This is a genomic window from Streptomyces sp. PH10-H1, from assembly GCF_030063355.1.
Lineage (GTDB): Bacteria > Actinomycetota > Actinomycetes > Streptomycetales > Streptomycetaceae > Actinacidiphila.
Window position 1 is genome coordinate 1 of record NZ_JASISZ010000001.1, and the last position, 23,425, is coordinate 23,425.

The following is a 23,425-nucleotide window of genomic DNA, read 5'->3' on the forward strand; positions in this document are numbered from 1 at the left end:
AGCTAAGCGCGCATGCGCGTCAGTGCTTCGATTACCAGCGCGTGGTCCTCCGACTGGGGGAGGCCCGAGACGGCAACCGTGCCGACGACCCCCACCCCCGCCACGCGGATCGGCACCGCTCCGCCGTGGGCGGCGTACAGGTCGGGGTCCAGGCGGGAGGACTCCTCGAAAGTGGTGCCCTTGGCGCGGAATCGGGCGCCGACGAGGTAGGACGAGGCGCCGTAGCGTTCCGCGACGCGGGACTTGCGGGCGAGCCAGGCGTCGTTGTCCGGGGAGGTGCCGTCGAGCGCGTAGTGGAAGAGCTGCTGGCTGCCGCACCGGATGTCGATCGTGACGGGCGCGCGGCGTTCGCGGGCCAGCTCGACGAGGAGGGAGCCCAGCTGCCAGGCGTCGTCGTTGGTGAAACCGCTGAGAACGAGCGCCTGCTCCTGGGCTTCGAGTTCGGCGACCAGGTCGGCGGGCGTGGCGGGCGTGGCGGGAGTGGTCATCGGCGGGCCTCCACATTCACCGTACGGTCCTCGCGCGCGGAGCGCCCGGCGGCCTCGAGGACTTCGAGGGCGGCGGCCGCTTCGCGCGCGGTGACCGGTGGGGCCGAACCGTCGCGCAGGGCGGCGGCGACGGCCGCGTAGTAGGCGGGGTAGTCGCCCGGCAGGGTCGGGACCGGGCGGACGGAGTCGCCGGCGCCGAGGGTGCCCCACTCGGATTCGGGTTCGACGCCCCAGTCGCCGGCGCCGGGGCGCAGGCCGTCACGGAGGGCGGCCTCCTGCGGGTCGAGGCCGTACTTGACGTAGCCGGCGGCGCTGCCCAGCGCGCGGAAGCGCGGCCCGAGCCGGGCGGTGGTGGCGCTGGCCCACAGGTGGGAGTGGACGCCGTTGGCGTGGGTGATCGCGATGAACGTGTCGTCGTCGACCTCGGCGCCGGGGCGCCGGATGTCGGACTCGGCGTAGACGCGGACGGCCGGGCCGAAGAGGGTGAGGGCCTGGTCGACGAGGTGGCTGCCGAGGTCGTAGAGGAGCCCGCCGATCTCGGCGGGGTCGCCGGATTCGCGCCAGCCGCCCTTGGGCTGCGGCCGCCACCGCTCGAAGCGGGATTCAAAGCGCTGTACGTCACCGAGTTCGCCGCCGTCGACGAGCTGCCGAAGCGTGCGGAAGTCGTTGTCCCAGCGCCGGTTCTGGAAGACCGACAGCAGCAGCCCGCGGTCGTCGGCGAGCGCGGCCAGTTCGTACGCCTCGGCGGCGGTGCCGGCGAGCGGCTTGTCGACGACGACGGGCACGCCGGCCTTCAGCGCGGCCGTGGCGAGCGGCACATGGGTGCGGTTGGGGGAGGCGAGCACCACCAGGTCGACCGGATGAGAGGTCCACAGCTCGTCGGGGGAGGCGGCGAACCGGACCTGGGGGTGCTCGGCGCGGGCCTGTTCCCGGCGCTCGGGGTTCGACGTGACGACCGTGTCGAGGACCAGGCCGTCGGTGGCGGCGATGAGCGGGGCGTGGAAGACGGAGCCGGCCAGGCCGTAGCCGACGAGTCCGACGCGGAGGGAGGTGGCGGGACTACTCATGGTCTCCACTTTCGCAACAGTGTTGCCAAAGTGCAAGCACCGGGGACAATGGAGGGATGATCAGGGGAATCTCAGGGGCGAATCTGCCCGCGCTGCGCCACCACAACGCCGCTCTCGTGCTGGATCTGCTGCGGGCCGCCACTCGGGTGGGGACCGGCGGCATCAGCCGGCTCGAACTCGCCGAGCGAACCGGGCTCACCCCGCAGGCGGTGAGCAAGATCACCGCGCGGCTGCGCGCCGAGGGGCTGGCCGAGGAGTCCGGCCGGCAGGCGTCGACGGGCGGCAAGCCGCGTACGGAGCTGCGGCTGGTGCGCAGGGCGCGGTACGCGGCCGGGGTGCACCTGGACCGCGACGAGCTGACGGTCGTCCTCGCCGACCTGGCGGGCGAGCGTGTCGACGCCCGTACCTCCCCGCTCGACTTCGGCCGGCCGGCCGACGAGGTGCTGGACGCGGTGGCGCGCGAGGTGCGCGCGCTGAGCGCGGGCCGGGAGCCGGGGATACTCGGCGTCGGCGTCGCGTCGCCCGGCCCGCTCGACCACGCCTCGGGCGTACTGCACCGCGTCACCGGCTTCCCGGACTGGGACGGCTTCCCGCTGCGCGACGCGCTCGCGCTGCGGCTCGGGCTGCCGGTCGTCGTCGACAAGGACACCAACGCGGCCGCGCTCGCGGTCCTGGGCGGCGGCCCTGACGCGGACGCCGGTGGTTCGTTCGCGTATCTGCATCTGGGCACCGGGCTCGGCGCCGGGCTCGTCATCGAGGGCGCGCTCTACCGCGGCGACCGCACCGGGGCGGGTGAATTCGGGCACCAGGTGGTGCAGTTGGACGGCCCGGTGTGCGAATGCGGCAATCGCGGCTGCATAGAGGCGATGTGCCTGGCCGCGGTCGATCGCGGTGACACGGCGGGCGCCGCGTACCTGCTGGGCGTCGGCGCGGCCAACCTCGTCTTGCTGCTGGACATCGACCGGGTGGTGCTCGGCGGCCGCACCGTGCTGGCCGACGAGGGGCTCTTCGGCCGGGAGGTCGCCGCCGTGCTGTCCGAGCGCACGGCCCGCTCGGTGGGGCGGACGGTGCCGGTCTCCGTCGCGTCCGGCGGGGTGCGGGTGGTGGCGGACGGGGCTGCGCTGCTCGTCCTGGCCTCTCTGTTCGGCGGCGCCGCACTCGGCTGACGGGCGGCGGACCCCGCTGGTCTGCGAGGATCGTCCGGTGACAGACCCTCATGCCCCGATCCGGGCCGGCATTCCCGAGCACGGCCGGGTGCCCAAGTACTACGCGGTGAAGACCCGGTTGGAGGCCGTGCTCGACGAGCTTGGCGAGGGCGGGCTGCTGCCGACCGAGCGGGAGCTGGCGGCCCGTTTCGAGGTGGCGCGGGAGACCGTGCGGCAGGCGCTGAGAGAGCTGCTGATCCAGGGGCGGCTGCGGCGCAAGGGCCGTGGCACGGTGGTGGCGGGACCGAAGCTGGAGCAGCCGCTGTCGCTGGTGAGCTACACCGAGGGGGTGCGGCGGCAGGGCCGGGTCCCGGGCCGCAACCTGATCAATCTGGAGCGGCTGGCGGCCGAGGCGGTGCTGGCGCGGGAGCTGCGGATCGCGGCCGGTGACGAGGTCTGGCACATGGAGCGGGTGCTGCTCGCGGACGATGAACGGGTCGGCCTGGAGAGCACCTATCTGTCGGTGGCCCGACTGCCGCACCTGGAGCGGGACTTCGCCCCCGATTCGTCCTTCTACGCCTTCCTGTGCGACCGGATGGGCCTGGAACTGGTCTCGGCGGACGAGCGGATCGAGACGGTGCTGGCCACCCCGCGCGAGGCGCTGCTGATCGGTACGCCGCCCGCGCTGCCGATGCTGCTGCTGCACCGAACGAGCCGGGACGGCGGGGGAGTGCCGGTCGAGCGGGTGCGCTCGCTCTACCGGGGCGACCGGTTCAGTTTCACCACCCAGATGTCGAAGGAATAGCCGCCCCGAGAGTGACAGCACCCCACTTTTTCATAACGAAAAGATAACGGGTCTAGTCCAAGATTGCTGGGCTGTTCACCATCGGTTCATGCACGGGATACGTACGCGTTCCAAGGCCCGAGCACCTTTGGGCCCCATGAGAGTCCTGATCGTCGGCGCCGGTGCGCTCGGCACGATGCACGCCTGGCAAGCAGTCACCCGCGGCCATGAGGTCGTCCACCTGGAGCGTGAGCGGGAGGCCCGCGGCGCCTCCGTACGCAACTTCGGCCTGGTGTGGGTCGGTGGCCGGTCGGCCGGCGAGGACCTGGAGACCGCGCTGCGGGCCCGCGAGCTGTGGGAGGACATCGGCGCGAAGGTGCCCGGCGCCGGCTTCCGCGCCAACGGCTCGCTGACCGTGGTCCGCACCCAGGCCGAGAAGGCAGTGGCCGACGAGGTCATCGCCCGCCCCGACGCCGCCGAGCGCGGCTTCACATGGCTCGACGCGGCGGCCGTCAGGGACCGGAACCCGGCGCTGCGCGGCGACTTCCCCGGAGCGCTGCTGTGCGAGCGGGACGCCGCCGTCGAGTCCCGGGTCGCGCTGCCCGCGCTGCGCGCCCACCTGGAGGCGACCGGCCGCTACACGTTCCTCCCTGGCCGCGAGGTCCGCGAGGTCGCACCCGGCACCGTCCGCGACGACCACGGCCAGACCCACCGGGGCGACGCCGTCGTCCTGGCCACCGGAGCCTGGCTGTCCGGGATGGTGCGCGAGCTCGCCCCCGAGCTGCCGGTGCGCCGGGTGCGGCTGCAGATGGCGCAGACCGACCCGCTGGGCGAACGGCTGACCACCTCGGTCGCCGACGCCGACAGCTTCCGGTACTACCCGGCCTACGAGGGCGCCGCGCTCGACGCGCTGCGTGCGGACCAGCCGCAGCCGCCGGTGGCCGCCGCGCACAAGATGCAGCTGCTGATGGTCCAGCGCCTCGACGGCGGGCTGACCATCGGCGACACCCACGAGTACGACGCGGCGTTCAACTTCGACGTCGTCGAGGACCCGTACGACCACCTGCTGGAGCGTGCGCAGGAGCTGCTCGGCCACCCGGTGCCGCGCATCCGCCGCCGCTGGGCCGGGGTGTACGCGCAGTGCGTGGACACCACACGGGTCGTGCACCGGCAGGAAGTACTGGACGGAGTGTGGCTGGTCACCGGGCCCGGCGGGCGCGGCATGACCTGTTCCCCGGCGATCGGTGAGACGACCGCCGACGAGTTGGGCTGGTGAGGGAAGAGATGGCGGACATCAAGCTGGTCGTGCTGGACATGGCCGGGACCACGGTCGCCGACGGCGGGCTCGTGGAGCAGGCGTTCTCCCGCGCGGCCGAGCGGCTCGGGGTCGAACCGGGCAGCGACGACCACGCGAAGAAGCTCGACTACGTACGCGCCACCATGGGCGAATCGAAGATCACCGTCTTCCGCGCGCTCTTCGGCGCGGAGGAGCTCGCCCAGCGCGGCAACGCGGAGTTCGAGAGCGCCTACGCGGAACTGGTCGGCACCGGGCGGTGCGCACCGCTCCCCGGCGCCGCCGAGACGATCGGCCGGCTGCGGAATGGGGGCCGTAGGGTCGTCCTGACCACCGGCTTCTCGCGGACGACCCAGAATGCGATCCTCGACGCGCTCGGCTGGCAGGACATCGCCGACCTCACCCTGTGCCCGGCCGACGCCGGACGCGGCCGCCCCTACCCGGACATGGTGCTGGCCGCGCTGCTGCGCACCGGGGCGGCCGACGACGTACGGCAGATCGCCGTCGCCGGCGACACCTCGTACGACATGCTGTCCGGCCGCAGGTCCGGTGCCGCCGTGGTCGCGGGCGTGCTGACCGGCGCGCACGACGAGGCCGCGCTGCGCCAGTCCGGGGCCACCCACGTCCTGCCGTCCATCGCGGACCTCCCGCGGGTGCTCGACGAGGCCGGGCAACAGTGATGAACAGCGGCATCCGCTTCGACGACGTCACCGTCACGTACGGGGACAACACGGTGCTCGACGGGCTCGACCTCACCGTCGAACCGGGCGAGGTGCTGGCCCTCCTCGGCCCGTCCGGCTCCGGCAAGACCACCGCGCTGCGGGCGGTCGCCGGATTCGTACGGCCGGCGAGCGGCCGGGTGCTGATCGGCGGCCAGGACGTCACCGAGCTACCGCCGCACCGGCGCGGCATCGGAATGGTGGTCCAGCAGTACGCCCTCTTCCCGCACATGCGCGTCGACCAGAACGTCGCGTTCGGCCTCAAGGCCCAGAAGACCCCGCGCCCGGAGATACCCGGCCGGGTCGCCGAGGCACTCGACATGACCGGGATGTCCGCCTACGCCAAGCGCTATCCGCGCGAACTCTCCGGCGGCCAGCAGCAGCGCGTCGCGATCGCCCGCGCGCTCGCCATCCGGCCCGGGGTGCTGCTGCTCGACGAGCCGCTGTCCGCGCTCGACGCGCAGCTGCGCTCGGGCATGCTCGCCGAGCTGGCGCGGCTGCACCGCGAACTGCCCGACGTCTCCATCCTGTACGTCACCCACGACCAGATCGAGGCGCTCACCCTCGCCGACCGGATCGCGGTCATGGACAAGGCGCGGCTCCAGGACTGCGGCACCCCGCAGGACCTCTACCGCCGCCCGCGCACCGTGTTCACCGCCTCCTTCGTCGGCAACGCGAACCTGCTCCCGGTACGGATCGCCGGCGCGCGGGCAGTGCGCTTCGGCGGCACGCTGCTGCACACCGCGGGAACACCGGAGAACACCGCCTCGGGCGCGGAAGCCACCATGTGCATCCGCCCCCACGCACTACGCCTCGAGTCCGCAGCCGACACCAACACGGCGAATTCCTTGCCGGGCACGGTGACCGGCATCCAGTGGCGAGGCTCAACCCACCGCCTCCTGGTCACCTCCCACGGCCAGGAACTCCGGGCCGACGTGGGCGATCTGCGCCAACCACCCCCCATCGGCGCCGAGATCACCCTCTCGTTCGACGCGGAGGACGCGGTGCTGCTGCCCGCAGGGGTAGGGGGCGCGACCCATGACTGACGCGACGGTGGAGACGGCGCGGGAGGGGACGGGGCGGGGTGTCCCCGCAGGGCGGCGAACGAATTCACCCCGCACTGTTTCGCCGGCAAGCACGTTCGCCGCCCGAGGAGATACCCCGCCGCGGCGCCGACCCCCGGGGCGGCAGCACACCGCCCGCTGGCTCTGGGCACTACCACCCACAGCAGCCCTCGGCTTGGCCTTCATCTACCCGCTCGCCCTAGTGGTCCAGCAGTCATTCACACCGGACACCGGCGGCCACAACCTATCCGCGTACACACACGTCTTCGCCTCACCAGGCTTCCGAGAAGCCCTCTGGACCACCATCTGGATAGCCGTCGGTTCGACAACCGGTTGTCTGGTCCTCGGTTTCACGCTGGCACTGGTGATCGCCTTCGTGCCCTTCCCCGGCGGCAAGGCCCTCAGCCGGTTCATCGACATCTTCCTCGCCTTCCCGTCCTTCCTGATCACCCTCGCGCTGCTCTTCGTCTACGGCACCGTCGGCATGGCGAACGGCCTCTGGACGGACGTGACCGGCGCGACCGGCGCAAGCGGCGGCGGCCCCGTCGACTTTCTCCACACGCCGCGGGGCGTGCTGCTGGCGGAGATCACCTACTTCACGCCGTTCGTGATGCGCCCGCTGCTCGCCGCCTTCTCGCAGGTGGACACCGCGCAGATCGAGGCAGCGTCCTCGATGGGCGCGAAGGCGCCGCGGATCGTGCGCCAGGTGATCCTGCCGGAGGCGCTGCCGTCGCTCGCGGCGGGCGGGAGCCTGGTGCTGGTGATGTGCCTGAACGAGTTCGGGATCGTGCTGTTCACCGGCGCGAAGGATGTCACCACCCTCCCGATGCTGGTCTACAGCAAGGCGATCCTGGAGTCGGATTACACCGGCGCCTGTGTCGTCGCGGTCGTGAACATCGTCCTGTCGGTCGCCCTCTACGGGCTCTACCGCGTCGTCGTCGCCCGAACCGCCGCCGGAGGCCGTCGTGCTGGTGCATAGCCGCAAGGGGCGCTGGGCCGTGTGGGCCGTCTTCTTCGTCCTGTTCCTGCCGCTGTTCGCGCTGCCGTTCGCGGTGATCGCGCTGGCGTCCTTCGCGACGAACTGGAGCGGGGCCTTCCCTTCCGGCGCGACGCTCACTCATTACCAGGACATCACCCGCGGCGAGTCGCTGGACGCGCTCACCACCAGCCTGGTCACCGCGCTGGCCGCGAGCGTGCTGGCCCTGACCGTGGGCGGCTGGGCGGCGCTGGCCGCCGACGCGCTGCGCGGCCGCGGCCGCCGCGTGCTGGACGCGCTGTTCATGCTGCCGGTGGCCGTGCCGTCGGTGGTGGTCGGGCTGTCGCTGCTGGTGGCGTTCTCCAAGCCGCCGCTGCTGCTCAACGGCACCAGAGGCATCGTCGTCCTGGCCCATACGGTGCTGGTCACGGCCTTCGCGTACCAGTCCGTCGGGGCGGCGGTGGCCCGGCTCGACCCGGCGTACGAACAGAGCGCGGCGAGTCTCGGCGCCCGTCCCGCGTACGTCCTGTGGCGGGTCAAACTGCCCCTCCTGCTGCCGTCGCTCACCGCGGCGGCCGGCCTCTGCTTCGCCCTGTCCATGGGCGAGTTGAGCGCCACGATGATGCTCTACCCGCCCGACTGGCTCCCGCTGCCGGTCAAGATCTTCGGCGCCACCGACCGGGGCTCGCTCTTCTCCGGAGCCGCCCTCGCCGTGGTGCTGATGGTGACGACACTCGTCGTCCTCCTCGGCGTGAGCCGGATACGCACCAGAGCCTCGTACCGCTAGCGGTCGGTCACAGCGGGGTTTCCCGGGGGCAAGCCCCCGGACCCCCAAAAGAAGCCGGCACCGGGAAATCCCGGGCCCCCAGTCAAGGAGATAGACCTGCCATGCCCGCAAACAGTCTCAAGCCGCTCGCCGCCGTCGCCGGCGCCCTGGTCCTCGCCGGTTCCCTCACCGCCTGCGGCGGCTCCTCGCCCGCGAGCGACGCCAAGGAGATCACCGTCTACAGTGCCGACGGCCTCAAGGCCGATGACGGCTCCGGCTTCTACGACAAGGTCTTCAACGACTTCACCGCCAAGACCGGCATCAAGGTGAAGTACGTCGAGGGCGGTTCCGGCGAGATGGTGCAGCGGCTGGCCCGCGAGAAGTCCAACACCCAGGCCGATGTCGTCGTCACCCTGCCGCCGTTCATCCAGCAGGCCGACAGCAAGGGCCTGCTGGACATGTACAAGCCCGCGGGCTCCGACAAGGTCGCCGCCACCGACAAGGACGCGGCCGGCAAGTGGACCTCGGTCGTCAACAACTACTTCTGCTTCATCCACAACACCAAGGAGCTGAAGCAGGCCCCCAAGACCTGGGACGACCTCCTGGACGCGAAGTACAAGGGCAAGCTGCAGTACTCCACGCCGGGCGTCGCCGGTGACGGAACAGCCGTCGTCATCAAGGCGATCCACGACTTCGGCGGCCTGGAGCCGGCGATGGCGTACCTGAAGAAGCTGCAGTCCAACAACGTCGGCCCGTCGAAGTCGACGGGCGCGCTCGCGCCCAAGGTCGACAAGGGCGAGCTGGTGGTCGCCAACGGCGATGTGCAGATGAACTACGCCAACATGAAGTCGATGCCGAACCAGAGCATCTTCTTCCCCGCCGCGAACAGCACCGGCAAGCCGACCAGCTTCGCGCTCCCGTACGCGGCCGGCCTGGTCAAGGACGCCCCGCACTCCGAGAACGGCAAGAAGCTGCTGGACTTCCTGCTCACCCCCGAGGTGCAGCAGGAGGTGTCGTCGGTCGGCGGCGGCTTCCCGTCGCGCGGCGATGTGACGGCGACGGACCCGAACGCGGCGAAGCTGAAGGAGATCATGGCCGGCGTCGAGATCTTCGCGCCCGACTGGACCAAGGTCAACAGCGACTTGGCGTCCTACGTCGACGCCTGGAAGGCGGCGACCGGCAGCTGAACCGGCAGCTGAACCGGCAGCTGACGCGGCAGCGGATCAGCGGATGAGACGGCCGGGGCGTACGCGGTGCGCCCCGGCTAGGCTGGCAGCGCAGGCCGCAGCAGCCGCACACCAGGACAGGAGAACGCGCCCGTGTCGACACGCAAGCCGATCGAATCATGGCTCACCGACATGGACGGGGTGCTCATCCACGAGGGCACGCCGATCCCCGGAGCCGATGCCTTCATCAAGCGGCTGCGCGAGTCCGGCAAGCCGTTCCTGGTGCTCACCAACAACTCCATCTACACCGCCCGTGACCTGCACGCCAGGCTCTCGCGGATGGGGCTGGACGTGCCGGTCGAGAACATCTGGACCTCGGCGCTGGCCACCGCGAAGTTCCTCGACGACCAGCGCCCCGGCGGCACGGCGTACGCGATCGGCGAGGCCGGGCTGACGACCGCGCTGCACGATGTCGGCTACATCCTCACCGATGTCGAGCCGGACTACGTGGTGCTGGGCGAGACCCGCACCTACAGCTTCGAGGCGCTCACCAAGGCGATCCGGCTCATCAACGGCGGTGCGCGCTTCATCTGCACCAACCCCGACGAGACCGGCCCGTCGGCGGAGGGCCCGCTGCCCGCCACCGGCTCGGTGGCCGCGCTGATCACCAAGGCCACCGGCAAAGACCCGTACTTCGTCGGCAAGCCCAACCCGCTGATGATGCGGGCCGGGCTGAACGCGATCGGCGTGCACTCCGAGACCAGCGCGATGATCGGCGACCGGATGGACACCGATGTGCTGGCCGGGCTCGAATCCGGCATGGAGACCTTCCTGGTGCTGACCGGTCTGACCTCGAAGGCCGACATCGACCGCTATCCGTTCCGGCCCTCGCGGGTCGTGAACTCCATCGCGGATCTCGTCGACGAGATCTGACCCGCCCGCCCGCACACTCCGTGACGGTTGCCCCTGATGGAGTAACCAAACGCCCTCTGAGGTGCGACGCAGACCGGTTGCGGCGATCTTCGAACCACTGGGTGCCGCTGGCCGCACCCGGCCGAGCGGAGGTCCCCCCGATGCGAGTTCTCATACGACCGGCAGCCGCTGGTGCGGCCGTACTGCTCCTGCTGAGCGCCGCAGTGCCGGCGTTCGCCGATGATCCGGGAGACAGCACGAGCTCGGATACGAGTGCGCGCTCCAGCGCGAGTGCGCATGCGAGCGCGAGTGCGAGCGGGACGGTGACGGTCACACCGGGCAAGACATGGCCCGGCGCGGTCATCTCCCTGCATGTGAAGAGCGCGTGCAAGGCGGGGAACCGGGCGAAAGCCAGCGCGGAGGTCTTCGTGAACGCGGTGACTCTCGCCCCGCCGACCGACGGCCAGGACGGACTCGTCAGTGACGCGTCCATCAAGTCCGACGTGGCGCCCGGCACCTACACGGTCTCGGTTGAGTGCGACGGCAACAGCCACGCCGCCGAGGGCACCGTGGTCGTCATGAACGCCACCCCCGAGCGCCCGGCCCCGACCTGGCCGACGTCCCCGGTCCCGGCGGGCGGCGGCGGTACCGCGCAGCTGGCCGCGGGCCCGGCGTCGGCCGGTCCCGGTGAGCACGCGGTGACGCTGGCGGGAGCCGCGGCCGCGGCCGGGCTCGCCGGAGTGGCGCTGTACCGCCGACGCCGCCGCGGCTAACCGCGGTGCCCGACGAGGAGAGCGAATCCGTCAGCGGCCGCACCTGGGCGGCGGCGGCGATAGGGCTGCTGCTCTTCGCCGCCTGGCTGATGGGCCACCCCAGCGGCGGGGAGGCCGCGCCAGGACCGGGCGGGCGGTCGTCCGACGTCTCCAGCGAGCGGCCGCCCCCGGTCTACGCGCCGCACATCCCGCTGCCGGACTCCCGCCCGGTCCGGGTGGACATCCCGTCGATCGGGCTGCACGCCGGGGTCGTCGAGCGGGGCCTGGTGAACGGTGCCGTGGACCCGCCGCCGTACAGCACCCCGGACGTCGCCGGCTGGTTCGGCGGCGGCCCGACCCCCGGCGCGGCGGGCGCCGCCCTGCTGGTCGGCCATGTCGACACCGAGACCCGGGCCGCGGTCTTCTACGGCCTGAGCTCGGTGACACCGGGCACGGCGGTGGCCGTGTCGCGGGCGGACGGCTCCGTCGCGGAGTTCACGGTCGAGGCGATCGAGGTCGTCGACAAGGCGAAGTTCTCCGCGGAGCGGGTCTACGGGGCGGGCTCCCGGCCGGAGCTGCGGATGATCACCTGCGGTGGCACCTTCGACCGCGTGAAGCGCACGTACTCGGCGAATGTGGTGGTCTTCGCGGCGCTGACCGGATCGCATTAGCCAGGGCCGAACACCGCCCCAAGCGGCCCCCGCGCGTGACCGGCCCCGCGTACATGCCGATGCGCGGAGAACGCTTTTGGCGCCCGGTCGGCGGCCCGCTCCCCCCGGAGCCGCCGACCGGGCGCACCTCACCCTCGGGCGCCTGGACTGCGGGAGTGGTCCGGCGCGGCCGGGGGAGGCTGGGGAAGCCCTGTGGCCGGCCCCGCCGCGGGCTCGGCCGCGGCGGCGGGCAGCAGGGCGCGGAAGCGGATCAGGACCGCGCCGTCCGTGGCGTGGTGCACCTGGACGCCGTCGATCTGCGCGCCGCTGTCCGTATGGTGCGCGAGCTGCTGGCACAGGGCCGTCGCGGCGTAGGAGTGCGGCGGGTCGGGCGTGACGGTGAGCGGCTTGTCGTACCCGTAGTCGGTCACCGAGACCGTGCAGCGCACTCCGTCCACGCCGAGCGTGACGCGGTACCGGTGCGCGAATCCGTGGTCGACGACATAGCCGCACGCCAGGGCGATCGCGGTCGCCAGCTGGGCGCCGGCCGGACCGAAGGGTCCCAGAGTGTCGAGCGCGGCGCACGTCATCCTGGCGGCCAGATCGTCACTGCCCGGGATCCGGTGCAGCGAGAACGTCCAGGAGACATCGAGGGAAGATCGCCGCGGGTCGGAGAGGGGGAGTCGCGAGATCGCCGCAAGCTTCGCCATGACGCCGGTCCACGTCCTGCAGAGTCGGAAGCACTTGAGTCCTGTTGGACTTCGCCTGGAGTGGGGCCAGGGTCCAGGGCCACGTAGTAACCCTAGAACAGGCGAACGCCTTGCCGCTAGGGCAATTTGACGACATGTCATTGACCGAGTACTCAGGGCGATGGTTCCGGCCATACGGGCACCGCCGTGCTCAGACGGGGATCCGTGCCGCCTGGGCCGGGGCGAGCAGCAGGAGGACGACGTCGTCGCCGAGGGAGCCGCCCGCGTGCTCCAGCAGATCGGCGTAGACGCGCTCGACGGCGGCCTCCAGGTTCTGGGCCAGGCCCGCCACCAGCGGCCCGACCCGTGAGGCGAGCGGGTAGAAGGAGCCGTCGAGGGGGCTGCGGGCCTCGATCACGCCGTCCGTGCACAGCACCAGCACGTCCTCGCCCCCGAGCACCACCCGCCAGGGAACGGCCATCCCCTTCACGAACTCGCCGAGCCCCAGCGGCACCCAGGGATCCGGCGGATCCAGGGTCGTCACCTTCCCCTCGGGGTCGATGCGCAGCGGCGCCACATGCCCGTAGTGCAGCAGTTCGACGGATCCGGGCCCGTCGAACTCGGCGAACAGGGCGGTGGTGAACTCGCCGGACTCGACATGCCGCCGCACGCTCGCCTCGACGCGCTCCGCGACGCGGGTCAGCCCGCCCTCGTCGTACGCGGCCTCGCGGAACGCGCCCAGGACGACCGCCGAGGTCTGGACGGCGTCCAGACCCTTGCCGCGGACGTCGCCGATGAGCACCCGCACTCCGTGCGGGGTGTCCAGTACGGCGTACAGGTCGCCGCCGATCTGGGCCGCGTCCGCCGCCGAGACGTACCGGACGGCGAGCCGGACATCGCCGACCCGGGGCCCGGGCGGCCGCAGCAGCGCGCGCTGGGCCGCCTCGGCGACCGAGGTGATCGCGGTGAAGGCCCGCAGGCCGGTCTCGCGCCGCCAGGCGATATAGGCGCCGAACAGGCTGACTACCACGTACGCGATCAGCTGCCCGCCGAACAGGGCCCGGTCGCGGGGCGCGTCGATCCCGTCGTACGGCGCGAGGATCAGTTGGGTGGCGAAACCGAGGGCGGCGATGAGCAGGACGCGCCGCCAGGTCGTGGTGATGGCGGCCAGCGCCGGGGCCACGACCATGCCGGGGGCGATGAAGTGATCCCGGCCCGCCAGCAGGTCCGCGGCCGCGACGACCGCGACGGCCGTCAGCGGCAGCGCCATGCCCTGGCGGGCCAGGAGGGCGGACTCCAGCGACCGCAGTGCTCTCGCGATCCCAGCATTTCTCACATATCGAACTTACCGGGTGGACTCAGGACGGGTCCGATCGAGTCAGATGGTCATCCAGTTCGTCCACGACCAGCTGATCGCTCCGCACCTGCCCGGTGCGGTACGCGGCCCGGCCCACCATGTGCGCCGCCACTGGCACGGTCATCAGCTGAAACGTGCCGATCAGGACCAGGGTTCCCAGGTCCACCCAGGACCGCAGCCGCAGCGCCACCCCCAGCAGCACCAGCAGCAGACCGAGAACCTGCGGTTTGGTCGCCGCGTGCATTCGGGTGAGCGTGTCGGGCAGCCGCAGCAGCCCGATGCCGGCCACGAAGCACAGCGCCGCGCCGAGCAGCAGACAGCCCTCGGCGGCCCAGTCGCACAGGGTGCCCCAGCTCATGACGGGTCCTCGTCCCGCAGGGCGATGAAACGGGCGATCGCGACCGAGCCGGTGAAGCCGAGGAAGGCCAATACCAGCAGCACCGGCAGCGAGTACGGGGTGCGGTCGGCCGCCGCCTGCGCACCCAGTCCCGCGACCACGACGGCGAGCAGGGCGTCCACGGCCACCGCCCGGTCGAGCATCGACGGCCCGCGCACCAGCCGTACGAAGACCATCACCCCGGCGGCGATCAGCAGCCCCAGGACGGCCGCGGTGACCCATTTCACGTAGCGGCTCCCTCATCCGGCCCGTACGGCTCATCGAGTGACGCGATCTCCGCGCGGGTGCCGAAGGCGCGCACCACCAGCACCTCGAGGCGCCGCACCCCGTCCCGCGCCTGTTCGATGTCCGAGTCCATGACGTGGACGAACAGCGTCGCCGTGGACCGCTGCATCTCCAGCACCGCGCTGCCCGGCACCGCCGAGACGGCGATCGCGGTGGCCGCCAGCATCAGGTCACCGGAGCAGCGCAGCCGGATCGCCAGCACCGCGCAGGGCAGCGGCGCGGGGGTCAGGGACTGCCAGGCGGTGCGCAGCCCGGAGACCGTCAGATCGGTGAGGAAATGCGCGGCGAAACGCACTAGGCCGACCGGGTGCAGCCGCAGTCCCAGGCCGAGCCGCGGCAGCGGGAAGACGAGGCACAGCACGACGGCGACGATCAGGCCGGTCGACACGTTCGCGGCAGTGACGCTGCCCCACAGCAGCACCCAGACGACGACGAGCCAGCCGACCAGCGGCCACTCGGGGCGTCTTCGCAGGGTACGCACGGACGAGATCCTCACAGAGCGGGGCGAATCCGTCCGGTAGCCGCGACCTGTGAGGAACCTGTGCTCACCCGCCGGAACCAACGGATCGCCATCGAACGTTCTTGCAAGGGATGAATAAGACAATCAGGCGTGTGTCGGTCTTCAGCCTCCTGATGGTGCTCGCGATCATGGTGCGGGCCACCTGGGTTCACGCGGTGGACGGCCGGGCTCTCGCGGACGACCAGCACAACCGGCGGAACATCATCGCGCAGTACGCGAATCCGCTCGGCGACATCGTCGTGGGCGGAAAGCCGGTGACCGGTTCCACCGTCACCGGCGGTGGTGACCTGCGGTACAAGCGGACGTACACGGAGGGCGGGCTCTACTCGGCGGTCACCGGGTACAGCTCGCAGGTCTACGGTGCCACCCAGCTCGAAGGCATCTACCGCGGCATCCTGGGCGGCACCGACCCCCGGCTGAAGAGTGTGCCCGACACCCTGACCGGCAAGGCCACCAAGCCGGGCGATGTCATCACCACCATCGACCCGGCCGTGCAGAAGGCCGCCTTCAAGGGGCTCGGCGGCAAGAAGGGCGCGGCCGTCGCCATCGACCCGGCGACCGGCCGGATCCTCGGGATGGCCAGCACCCCGAGCTACGACCCGTCGAAGATCTCGGGCGGTTCAGGCGCCGACGGCTCGGCGTGGAACGCCCTGCGGGCCGACAAGGACCAGCCCCTGCTCAACCGGGCGCTGCGCGCCGCGTATCCGCCCGGATCCACCTTCAAGCTCGTCGTCGCCGCGGCCGCCCTGGAGAACGGGCTGTACTCGTCGATCGACGAGAAGACCGTCAGCCCGAACCCGTACCCGTTGCCCGGCACCTCGCGGGTGCTGGCCAACGAGTCGGCGTCCGCCCCGTGCGAGAACGCGAGCATCAACACCGCGCTCCAGTACAGCTGCAACAACGTCTTCGGCAAGATGGCCGTCGACCTCGGCCAGGACAAGGTGCGCGCCGCCGCCGAGAAGTTCGGCTTCAACACCGACAGCCTGGACGTTCCGGTGCGCGCGGCCAGGAGCGTCTACCCGAAGGGCATGGACAAGGCGCAGACCGCGCTGTCCGGCATCGGCCAGTTCGACGACACCGCGACCCCGCTGCAGATGGCGATGGTCGTCGCGGCCATCGCCAACGGCGGCCAGTTGGCGAGCCCGCACATGGTCTCGCAGGTCACGGACGGCAACGGCAGGGTGCTGCAGAACTACGCGGACGGCCGGACCAAGCGCGCGGTCAGCGCGGACACCGCCATGAAGCTGCGGAAGGCGATGGTCAACGTCGTCGACAACGGCACCGGCACCAACGCGAAGATCAGCGGCATCGAGGTCGGCGGCAAGACCGGTACCGCCCAGCACGGCGAGAACAACAGCGGGACGCCCTACGCCTGGTTCGTCTCCTACGCGGACGACGGCAAGGGCCACCAGGTCGCGGTCGCCGTGGTCGTCGAGCAGTCGGACGCGGCGCGCTCGGAGGTCAGCGGCAACGGGCTGGCGGCGCCGATCGCCCAGGCGATGATGAAGGCGGCGTTGAAGACACGTTGAGGCGGACCACGGCGGGCCGACGTTTCCGGCCGTTGTGTTGCGCCGGGTGAATGTCTTGAGACAGCAGTGGGTGAAGGGGTAGCTGCGGCGCACAGCTGGTTCCTAGGGTCGGGGAGTCCGAACTCACCCCGCGCTGGAGGACCCCTGTGCGTAAGAGAGCGATCGTTTCCGCCGTGAGCGCCGCCGGCCTGCTGCTGGCGATCCCGGCATCCGCCGCCGACGCCGGACCGGGCGCGCCCGGCATCGGCGACCCGTACTACCCGAGTTACGGAAATGGCGGCTATGACGTCTCCCACTACGATCTGCGGCTGAAGTACCAGCCCGCCACCGATCATCTGGACGGCACGGCGACCATCAGCGCCACCGCCACCCAGGGCCTGACCCGCTTCGACCTCGACTTCGCGCTCGACGTCAGCGATATCCAGGTCAACGGGCGGACCGCGCAGTTCGCCTTCAGCGGTGAGCAGGAGCTGGTCGTCACCCCGGCCCGGCCGATCGCCAAGGGCCAGCAGATCACCGTCGTCGTCCGCTACTCGGGCGTCCCCTCCACGGTCAAGCGCTACGGCTTCACCTCCTGGCAGCGCACCCCCGACGGCGGGGTCGGCGCCAACGAGCCCGAGTCCGCGTGGTGGTGGTTCCCCAGCAACGACCACCCGCTGGACAAGGCCACCTACGACGTATCGGTCCTGGTCCCCGACGGCACCCAGGCGATCAGCAACGGCGTCCTCGTCTCGCAGAGCTCCAAGCTCGGCTGGACCCGCTACAACTGGCGGGAGAACAAGCCGCAGGCGACCTATCTCGCCACGCTCGCCGTCGGCAAGTTCGACATCACCACGGACACCACCGCCAACGGGCTGCCCGTCATCAACGCCTACAGCAAGGATCTCGGGGACAACGGCCCCGCCGCGCGCGCCAGCGTCGAGCGCACCGGCGAGATCACCGACTGGCTGAGCGGCTACTTCGGCCCGTACCCGTTCAGCGCCGTCGGCGGCTATGTGCCGAACGTGCCCACGCACTTCGCGCTCGAGACCCAGACCCGGGTCTTCTACAGTCCCGCACAGTTCGCGCGGGGTTCCAACGCCTCTGTCGTCGTCCATGAGCTGGCCCACCAGTGGTACGGCGACAGCGTCTCCCTCGAGCGGTGGTCCGACATCTGGCTCAATGAGGGCTTCGCCAGCTACGCCCAGTGGCTCTGGTCCGAGCACGAGGGCGAGGGCACCGCCCAGGAACTCGCCGACTGGGTCTACAGCCAGCACCCGGCCGCCGACCCGTTCTGGACCGTCAAGCCCGGCGACCCCGGCGCGGACAAGCAGTTCGACGCGGCCGTCTACGACCGGGGCGCCCTCACCCTCCAGGCCATCCGCAACACGATCGGGGACACGGCGTTCTTCGCCCTCCTCAAGGCCTGGCCCGCCCAGCACCAGTACGGCAACGGGAACATCGCCGAGTTCCAGCAGCTCGCCGAGAAGATCTCCGGAAAGAAGCTCGGCCCGCTCTTCCAGACCTGGCTCTTCACCGCCGCCAAGCCTGCCACCCCGGCCGTCACCGGCCCGGCCGCGAAGGCCCTGCGCGCGGCTCCGGCCGCATCCCAGGCGGAGCCCAAATCCTGGAAGCAGATCCAGGCGACGCACGACATCCACCACCGCTGACCCGCCCACCGGTGGATCAGTGCGCCAGTACGGCCTGTACATAGGGCGTACGTGACAGGAGCTCGCCGGCCGCCCGGTCGGCGAGCCCTGTCAGCGGGCCCGCCAGGACGGTGTAGGCCAGGCCGAGGGCCACCAGCGCCATGGTCGCGGCGAGCATCGTGTGGGGGAGCGCGGCCGTGGTGGTGATGGAACGGCCGCTGAGGGACGCGTACTCGGGGCGCCCGGCCGGCATGGGAGTGTCCTCGTCGGCGTCGTCCGGGTCGTCGCTGTCGTCCGTCTCCAGGACGGTGCCGTCGGCGCACAGGTCGGGCGGGGCGGCCCGCCAGAAGGCCAGATTCCAGACCTTGATGAGCGCGTAGAGGGTCAGCAGGCTGGTCAGCACGCCACCGCCGACCAGGACGTACGCCCACGCGCCGCCGTCGGCGATCCCCGCGCGCAGCAGGCCGAGCTTGCCGAGGAAGCCCGACAGCGGTGGGAGCCCGGCGAGGTTCATCGCGGGGACGAAGAAGACGGCGGCGAGCAGCGGGGAGATCTTGGCGAGCCCGCCGAGCCGCTGCAGATCGGTGGTGCCGCCCCGGCGTTCGACGAGGCCGGTGACGAGGAAGAGCGTGGTCTGCACGGTGATGTGGTGGGCGACGTAGAAGACCGCGCCCGCGATGCCGCCGCGTGAGGCCAGCGCGATCCCGAAGACCATGTACCCGATGTGGCTGACCAGGGTGAAGGACAGCAGCCGCTTGAGGTCGGTCTGGGCGACCGCGCCCAGGATGCCGACGACCATGGACAGCAGGGCGATCAGCATCAGCGGGTCGGCGAGCCCGGTCCCCGGGAAGAGCAGGGTCTGGGTGCGCAGTATCGAGTACACGCCGACCTTGGTGAGCAGCCCCGCGAAGACCGCCGTGACGGGCGCCGGCGCGGTCGGGTAGGAGTCGGGGAGCCAGGCGGCGAGCGGGAAGACGGCCGCCTTGATGCCGAAGACGGTGAGCAGGGCGAGTTGCAGGACCAGCCGGATCCCGGCGGGCAGATCGGCCAGCCGCACGGACAGCTGCGCGAGGTTCATGGTGCCGGTGGCCGCGTAGACCATGCCGATCGCCACGAGGAAGAGCACCGAGGAGAGCAGGGAGACCACGATGTACGTCGCGCCCGCGCGGATCCGGGCGGCCGTGCCGCCCAGCGTCAGCAGCACGTAGCTCGCGGTCAGCATGATCTCGAAGCCGACGTAGAGGTTGAAGAGGTCACCGGACAGGAAGGTGTCGGAGACCCCGGCGACCAGGATCAGATACGCGGGATGGAAGACCGACAGCGGTGTCGCCTCGTCGCGGTCGGCCATCCCCTGGCCGATGGAGTAGACGAGCACGCACAGCGTCACGGCGGACGAGACGACCAGCATCAGCGCCGACAGGCGGTCGGCGACCAGGGCGATGCCGACGGGGACCGGCCAGCCGCCCGCGTGCATCACCTGCGGGCCGTCCCGGTCGGCCGCCACGAGCAGGGCGGCCGAGGCGGCCAGCACGACCGTGAGGACGGCCGCGCTGATGAAGCGCTGGACACGGGGCAGCCGCAGGCCCACGGCGAGCTTGAGGCCCGCCGCGAACAGCGGGAGGACGACGGGCAGCGGCAGCAGCGCGGTCGCGTTCATCGGTGCGAGTTCAATCGGTGGGTGTTCATCGGTCGGCTCCCAGCACGTTGTCCCACAGTTCGTCGTCGAGGTCCTCGGAATCCTCCGCGCGGGCCTGCCGGGCCCGGTCGGCGCGGATCGCCGTCCTCAACTCGGCGCGGGTGCCATCGTGTTCCGCCCGCAGCGCGACCCGGATGTCCTCGACGTCGTCCTGTACGTCGTCGCTGCCGGTCAACTGCCAGCTGCGGTACGCCATCGCGAGCAGGAACGCGGTCAGCGCGAGGGTGATCACGATCGCGGTCAGCGCCATCGCCTGCGGGAACGGGTCGGAGACCGTCGCCGGATCGGTGCCGGGGGACAGCAGCGGCGCTCTCCCCGAAGGGCCCGAGGTGGCCAGGACCAGCAGGTTCACCCCGTTGCCCAGCAGGACGGCGCCCAGCAGGATCCGGGTGAGCGGGCGGGCGAGCAGCAGCACCGTCCCGCAGGCGAACAGCACCCCGCCGGCGGCGATCAGAGCGACGGTGGCGTTCATGCCTTCCTCCTGGCTTCTTCGCGCTCGATCTGCTGGTCGATCTTCGCGCCGAGGCTGCGCAGCACATCGAGCACGACCCCGAGGACCAGGAGGTACACCCCGCAGTCGAAGAGCACGGAGCTCGGGAGGTGTACCTCACCGAACAGCGGCAGACGGGTGTGGAACACCGCTCCGTCCAGGACGTCCGAGCCGAACAGCAGCCCGCCCAGGCCCGTTCCGACGGAGACCATCAGGCCGGTGCCGAGCAGGAATCCGGCGTCGACGGGAGCCGCTTCGGCCAGCTCGTACCGCCCGCCCGCCAGATACCGGACGACGAGCGCCAGGCCCGCGACCAGCCCGGCCGTGAAACCGCCGCCGGGCAGGTTCTCCGCACTGAACAGCAGATACAGCGACAGCACCAGGATCGGATGGAAGACCAGCCGCGCCACCACCTCGAAGACCACGGACCGCCGGTCGGGGGCGAGCGTGCCGCCCGCCGCCAGCCAGGTGCGCTCCGGGGCCGCGTGTGGGCCGGTCCGCACGCCCGCCGCCCACACGCCCGCCGTGGTGTCGCCCTCCCGCGCGCGTGGCAGCGAGCCGGCCCGGCGGCGCAGATAGACCAGGCTCGTCACACCGACGGCCGCGACCGCCAGCACCGCCGACTCTCCCATCGTGTCCCACGCCCGCAGGTCGACGAGGATCGTCGCCACCACGTTCTTCAGCCCGTCGTGCTCGGTCGCGGCCACCAGGTCCGCCCCGGCTCCGGGATGCCGGCGGGCCGCCACCGCCAGATACGTCAGGCCCGCCGCCAGCGTCCCCGCCACGATGCCCAGCGCGGCGTGCACGGCGCGGCGCCACACCGTCGGCGTCGGCGGGAAGCGGGGCGGTAGCCGACGCAGCACCAGAACGAACACGACGATGCTCGTCGTCTCCACCGTGAACTGCGTCAGCGCGAGGTCCGGCGCCCCCTGCAGGACGAACAGCACCCCCGTGCCGTAGCCGGTCGTCCCGGCCAGCACCACCGCCTTCATCCGCTGCCGCGTCGGCAGGCAGAGCACGCCCGCCGCCGCCACGGCCGCCGCCACCGCGATCTGGGCCGCGTCGTCCCACAGATGCGGGGAGCCGCCCCAGTCCCACGGGCGGTCGGTGAACAGGGCCGCCGTCTCGGCGCCGGAGAAGACGAGCAGCGCCGTACCGAGATAGACGGACAGCGAGCCGCGCTGGATGCTCCCGGTGAGCTGCAGCGCGAAGCGCTCGGTCTGCCACAGGACTTGGGCGAACGCGGACTCGGCGCTCGGCAGCGCCAGCCGCTTGCCCCAGCGCACCAGCGGGTTCCGCACCGCGAACAGGCCCAGGCCGGTGGTCCACGCGATCTCCGACAGGGTGAGGGGGAGACCGGCACCGTGCCACAGCGCCAGGTGGTACGGGGTTCCCTGGGCCGGGAAGGCCGCCGCGTACCGGGACATCAGCGGATCGAGCCACCCCACCCCGGGGCCCAGCACCAGCCCCGCCAGGGCCAGTACGGCAGTGGAGCCCCACAGGGCGATCCCGCCTCCGGCGGGATTTCCCGGTGCGAGACCTGCGCCCTCCGGCTGGGAGGTGCCCCCTGCTTGGGCGGGTTCGTGCGCGGCGGCACCGGCCGTAGTCGGCAGCCCGCCGCCGGATCCTTCGGGACTGCCCGAACCTCCCGCCGGGGACGGGCTCGCGGACGGGTGGGCGAGCGAGGGGTGGGCGCTCTCGGTTTGCCCAGCGGCAGGCGAGGTGGCGGGCCCGAAGGCGCCGTAGAGGAAGCGGATGGTGTACGCGGTGGTCAGGGCCGAGCCGGCGACGGTGGCGTAGAGGGTGAGACGGTCGGCGCTGCCTCCGGCCCAGAGCGCGGCGAACGAGGCCTCCTTGGCGGCGAAGCCGAGGAACGGCGGGAGGCCCGCCATCGAGGCGCCCGCTACGCAGGCGATGACGCAGAGCAGGGGCAGGGCGCGCGCGAGCCCGCCGAGGCGGCGGATGTCACGGGTCCCGGTGGCGTGGTCGACGATGCCGACCACGAGGAAGAGCGGCGCCTTGAACAGCGCGTGCGCGAGAAGCATGGTGGCGCCGGCCAGCGCGGTGTACCGCGACCCGGCCCCCACCAGCGCGGTGAGGAAGCCGAGTTGGCTGACCGTCCCGTAAGCGAGGATCCGTTTCAGGTCGTTCTCGCGCAGCGCCCGCCACCCGCCGAGCAGCATGGTGGCGGCGCCCAGGGTGAGCGTCAGGCCGCGCCAGGGGGCGACCGCGGCGAAGGCGGGGGAGAGCCGGGCGATCAGATAGACGCCGCCCTTCACCATGGCCGCGGCGTGGAGATAGGCGCTGACGGGTGTCGGTGCGGCCATGGCGCCGGGCAGCCACAGGCTGAACGGCCAGATCGCGGACTTCGACAGCGCCCCGGCGAGCACCAGCACGAGAGCGACCGGCACTGCCGTGCCGCCCGCCGGGGGCGGGTGCGCGACGAGCTCGGACAGCCGGTACGTACCGGCCGCCCGGCCGAGGATCAGCAGGCCGACGAGCATGGCGAGACCGCCGGCCGTGGTGACGAGGAGCGCCTGGAGCGCGGAGCGCCGGTTGGCCTTCTTCGCCGAGAGATGGCCGATGAGCAGGAAGGAGAAGACGGTGGTCAGCTCCCAGAACACATAGAGCAGGATGAGGTCGTCGGCGAGGACGAGCCCGAGCATCGCCCCGGCGAAGGCGGTGAGGGTGCCGGCGAAGTTCGCCAGGTCCGGCTCGTCGTCGGTGAAGTAGCCGGTGCAGTAGACGAGGACGAGGGTGCCGACGCCGCCCGCGAGCACCGCGAGGAGCAGGCCGAGGGCGTCGAGCCGCAGGGCGATGCCGAGATCGAGGGCGGGCGCCCAGCGCCAGTGCTCGGTACGCACGGCGCCGCCGGCGACGGATGCCCACTGGGTGAACGCCCACACCGCCGTGGCGGCCGGTGCGAGCGCGAGGACGAGGAAGGCCCGTCGGCCGAGCCACCGCACCAGCGGCGCGGCGCAGGCGGCGAGGACGAAGTGAACGGCGATCAGGGCCAGCACGCGGCGAACACTTCCGCCGCCCGGGCGGCGG

At 71.7% G+C, this 23,425-nt stretch carries 23 protein-coding genes; 13 read left to right on the plus strand and 10 right to left on the minus strand.

The features are described from left to right. Window positions 1-2 precede the first annotated feature (2 nt). Both QMK24_RS00005 and QMK24_RS00010 read right to left on the minus strand, forming a co-directional pair. Complete coding sequence (locus tag QMK24_RS00005; protein WP_283462853.1) at window positions 3-488, minus strand: heme-degrading domain-containing protein; 486 nt, start codon at window positions 486-488, stop codon at window positions 3-5. Continuing rightward, window positions 485-1,555 carry a Gfo/Idh/MocA family oxidoreductase gene (locus tag QMK24_RS00010; protein WP_283462856.1) on the minus strand — a complete coding sequence of 357 codons (1,071 nt, stop codon included), beginning with the start codon at window positions 1,553-1,555 and terminating at the stop codon, window positions 485-487. Before QMK24_RS00010 ends, QMK24_RS00005 begins: the two co-directional genes overlap by 4 nt. A gap of 56 nt (window positions 1,556-1,611) precedes the next feature. Here QMK24_RS00010 and QMK24_RS00015 point away from each other — a divergent pair, with 56 nt between their 5' ends. The 11 genes from QMK24_RS00015 to QMK24_RS00065 all read left to right on the plus strand — a co-directional run bounded on the left by QMK24_RS00015 (window position 1,612) and on the right by QMK24_RS00065 (window position 11,804). Then, entirely contained in the window at window positions 1,612-2,721 is a 1,110-nt protein-coding gene (locus QMK24_RS00015; protein ID WP_283462858.1) for an ROK family transcriptional regulator, read from the plus strand. Window positions 2,722-2,758: 37 nt separating this feature from the next. Next, entirely contained in the window at window positions 2,759-3,505 is a 747-nt protein-coding gene (locus QMK24_RS00020; RefSeq protein ID WP_283462860.1) for a GntR family transcriptional regulator, read from the plus strand. Between the two features lie 136 nt (window positions 3,506-3,641). Continuing rightward, window positions 3,642-4,760 (plus strand): TIGR03364 family FAD-dependent oxidoreductase, encoded by a 1,119-nt coding sequence (locus QMK24_RS00025; protein WP_283462862.1) that lies wholly within the window; start codon window positions 3,642-3,644, stop codon window positions 4,758-4,760. Between the two features lie 8 nt (window positions 4,761-4,768). Beyond that, complete coding sequence (locus tag QMK24_RS00030) at window positions 4,769-5,458, plus strand: phosphonatase-like hydrolase (protein ID WP_283462864.1); 690 nt, start codon at window positions 4,769-4,771, stop codon at window positions 5,456-5,458. After that, window positions 5,458-6,543 carry an ABC transporter ATP-binding protein gene (locus QMK24_RS00035; RefSeq protein WP_283462866.1) on the plus strand — a complete coding sequence of 362 codons (1,086 nt, stop codon included), beginning with the start codon at window positions 5,458-5,460 and terminating at the stop codon, window positions 6,541-6,543. Before QMK24_RS00030 ends, QMK24_RS00035 begins: the two co-directional genes overlap by 1 nt. Next, the gene (locus QMK24_RS00040) at window positions 6,536-7,540 is read left to right on the plus strand and encodes a 2-aminoethylphosphonate ABC transporter permease subunit (protein WP_502962469.1); all 1,005 of its coding nucleotides are present in this window, start codon (window positions 6,536-6,538) and stop codon (window positions 7,538-7,540) included. The genes QMK24_RS00035 and QMK24_RS00040 overlap by 8 nt, the downstream gene beginning before the upstream one ends. Then, window positions 7,527-8,324 (plus strand): ABC transporter permease, encoded by a 798-nt coding sequence (locus tag QMK24_RS00045; protein WP_283462868.1) that lies wholly within the window; start codon window positions 7,527-7,529, stop codon window positions 8,322-8,324. Before QMK24_RS00040 ends, QMK24_RS00045 begins: the two co-directional genes overlap by 14 nt. A gap of 101 nt (window positions 8,325-8,425) precedes the next feature. Further along, window positions 8,426-9,490 (plus strand): 2-aminoethylphosphonate ABC transporter substrate-binding protein, encoded by a 1,065-nt coding sequence (locus QMK24_RS00050; RefSeq protein WP_283462870.1) that lies wholly within the window; start codon window positions 8,426-8,428, stop codon window positions 9,488-9,490. 132 nt (window positions 9,491-9,622) lie between these two features. Next, the gene (locus QMK24_RS00055; protein ID WP_283462871.1) at window positions 9,623-10,402 is read left to right on the plus strand and encodes an HAD-IIA family hydrolase; all 780 of its coding nucleotides are present in this window, start codon (window positions 9,623-9,625) and stop codon (window positions 10,400-10,402) included. Window positions 10,403-10,704: 302 nt separating this feature from the next. Beyond that, window positions 10,705-11,154, plus strand: a complete 450-nt coding sequence (locus QMK24_RS00060) for a hypothetical protein (protein WP_283462873.1) — start codon at window positions 10,705-10,707, stop codon at window positions 11,152-11,154. 5 nt (window positions 11,155-11,159) lie between these two features. Next, entirely contained in the window at window positions 11,160-11,804 is a 645-nt protein-coding gene (locus QMK24_RS00065) for a class F sortase (RefSeq protein ID WP_283462875.1), read from the plus strand. A gap of 128 nt (window positions 11,805-11,932) precedes the next feature. Here the strand turns inward: QMK24_RS00065 and QMK24_RS00070 are convergent, their stop codons facing one another. The 5 genes from QMK24_RS00070 to QMK24_RS00090 form a co-directional block, all read right to left on the minus strand. Further along, complete coding sequence (locus tag QMK24_RS00070) at window positions 11,933-12,493, minus strand: hypothetical protein (RefSeq protein ID WP_283462877.1); 561 nt, start codon at window positions 12,491-12,493, stop codon at window positions 11,933-11,935. A gap of 190 nt (window positions 12,494-12,683) precedes the next feature. Beyond that, entirely contained in the window at window positions 12,684-13,808 is a 1,125-nt protein-coding gene (locus QMK24_RS00075; RefSeq protein ID WP_283462880.1) for a PP2C family protein-serine/threonine phosphatase, read from the minus strand. A gap of 22 nt (window positions 13,809-13,830) precedes the next feature. Next, on the minus strand, window positions 13,831-14,187 hold the full coding sequence (gene mnhG / locus QMK24_RS00080; RefSeq protein ID WP_283462882.1) for a monovalent cation/H(+) antiporter subunit G: 357 nt from the start codon (window positions 14,185-14,187) through the stop codon (window positions 13,831-13,833). Continuing rightward, on the minus strand, window positions 14,184-14,402 hold the full coding sequence (locus tag QMK24_RS00085) for an MrpF/PhaF family protein (RefSeq protein ID WP_283463116.1): 219 nt from the start codon (window positions 14,400-14,402) through the stop codon (window positions 14,184-14,186). Before QMK24_RS00085 ends, mnhG begins: the two co-directional genes overlap by 4 nt. A gap of 47 nt (window positions 14,403-14,449) precedes the next feature. After that, window positions 14,450-14,992, minus strand: a complete 543-nt coding sequence (locus tag QMK24_RS00090) for a Na+/H+ antiporter subunit E (RefSeq protein WP_283462884.1) — start codon at window positions 14,990-14,992, stop codon at window positions 14,450-14,452. Window positions 14,993-15,102: 110 nt separating this feature from the next. Here QMK24_RS00090 and QMK24_RS00095 point away from each other — a divergent pair, with 110 nt between their 5' ends. Continuing rightward, a complete protein-coding gene (locus tag QMK24_RS00095; RefSeq protein WP_283462885.1) occupies window positions 15,103-16,560 on the plus strand; it encodes a penicillin-binding transpeptidase domain-containing protein in 1,458 nt (485 codons plus the stop codon). A 173-nt stretch (window positions 16,561-16,733) separates the two neighbouring features. Beyond that, window positions 16,734-18,209: a M1 family metallopeptidase gene (locus tag QMK24_RS00100; protein WP_283462887.1), complete on the plus strand. Its 1,476-nt coding sequence runs from the start codon at window positions 16,734-16,736 to the stop codon at window positions 18,207-18,209. A 16-nt stretch (window positions 18,210-18,225) separates the two neighbouring features. Here the strand turns inward: QMK24_RS00100 and QMK24_RS00105 are convergent, their stop codons facing one another. Genes QMK24_RS00105 through QMK24_RS00115 form a run of 3 tightly spaced genes read right to left on the minus strand, consistent with a single transcriptional unit; the run spans window position 18,226 to window position 23,394 of the window. Beyond that, on the minus strand, window positions 18,226-19,845 hold the full coding sequence (locus QMK24_RS00105) for a Na+/H+ antiporter subunit D (RefSeq protein ID WP_283462889.1): 1,620 nt from the start codon (window positions 19,843-19,845) through the stop codon (window positions 18,226-18,228). A gap of 25 nt (window positions 19,846-19,870) precedes the next feature. Then, window positions 19,871-20,356, minus strand: a complete 486-nt coding sequence (locus tag QMK24_RS00110) for a Na(+)/H(+) antiporter subunit C (protein WP_283462891.1) — start codon at window positions 20,354-20,356, stop codon at window positions 19,871-19,873. Next, window positions 20,353-23,394, minus strand: a complete 3,042-nt coding sequence (locus tag QMK24_RS00115) for a Na+/H+ antiporter subunit A (protein WP_283463117.1) — start codon at window positions 23,392-23,394, stop codon at window positions 20,353-20,355. The genes QMK24_RS00110 and QMK24_RS00115 overlap by 4 nt, the downstream gene beginning before the upstream one ends. Window positions 23,395-23,425 lie beyond the last annotated feature (31 nt).

What these genes read in the sequence shown, in the direction of transcription:
- QMK24_RS00005 (WP_283462853.1), bottom strand. Translation starts at nt 488, where the DNA reads ATGACCACTCCCGCCACGCCCGCCACGCCCGCCGACCTGGTCGCCGAA.
- QMK24_RS00010 (WP_283462856.1), bottom strand. Translation starts at nt 1,555, where the DNA reads ATGAGTAGTCCCGCCACCTCCCTCCGCGTCGGACTCGTCGGCTACGGC.
- QMK24_RS00015 (WP_283462858.1), top strand. Translation starts at nt 1,612, where the DNA reads ATGATCAGGGGAATCTCAGGGGCGAATCTGCCCGCGCTGCGCCACCAC.
- QMK24_RS00025 (WP_283462862.1), top strand. Translation starts at nt 3,642, where the DNA reads ATGAGAGTCCTGATCGTCGGCGCCGGTGCGCTCGGCACGATGCACGCC.
- QMK24_RS00030 (WP_283462864.1), top strand. Translation starts at nt 4,769, where the DNA reads ATGGCGGACATCAAGCTGGTCGTGCTGGACATGGCCGGGACCACGGTC.
- QMK24_RS00035 (WP_283462866.1), top strand. Translation starts at nt 5,458, where the DNA reads ATGAACAGCGGCATCCGCTTCGACGACGTCACCGTCACGTACGGGGAC.
- QMK24_RS00040 (WP_502962469.1), top strand. Translation starts at nt 6,536, where the DNA reads ATGACTGACGCGACGGTGGAGACGGCGCGGGAGGGGACGGGGCGGGGT.
- QMK24_RS00050 (WP_283462870.1), top strand. Translation starts at nt 8,426, where the DNA reads ATGCCCGCAAACAGTCTCAAGCCGCTCGCCGCCGTCGCCGGCGCCCTG.
- QMK24_RS00070 (WP_283462877.1), bottom strand. Translation starts at nt 12,493, where the DNA reads ATGGCGAAGCTTGCGGCGATCTCGCGACTCCCCCTCTCCGACCCGCGG.
- mnhG (WP_283462882.1), bottom strand. Translation starts at nt 14,187, where the DNA reads ATGAGCTGGGGCACCCTGTGCGACTGGGCCGCCGAGGGCTGTCTGCTG.
- QMK24_RS00085 (WP_283463116.1), bottom strand. Translation starts at nt 14,402, where the DNA reads ATGGTCTTCGTACGGCTGGTGCGCGGGCCGTCGATGCTCGACCGGGCG.
- QMK24_RS00095 (WP_283462885.1), top strand. Translation starts at nt 15,103, where the DNA reads ATGAATAAGACAATCAGGCGTGTGTCGGTCTTCAGCCTCCTGATGGTG.
- QMK24_RS00105 (WP_283462889.1), bottom strand. Translation starts at nt 19,845, where the DNA reads ATGAACGCGACCGCGCTGCTGCCGCTGCCCGTCGTCCTCCCGCTGTTC.
- QMK24_RS00110 (WP_283462891.1), bottom strand. Translation starts at nt 20,356, where the DNA reads ATGAACGCCACCGTCGCTCTGATCGCCGCCGGCGGGGTGCTGTTCGCC.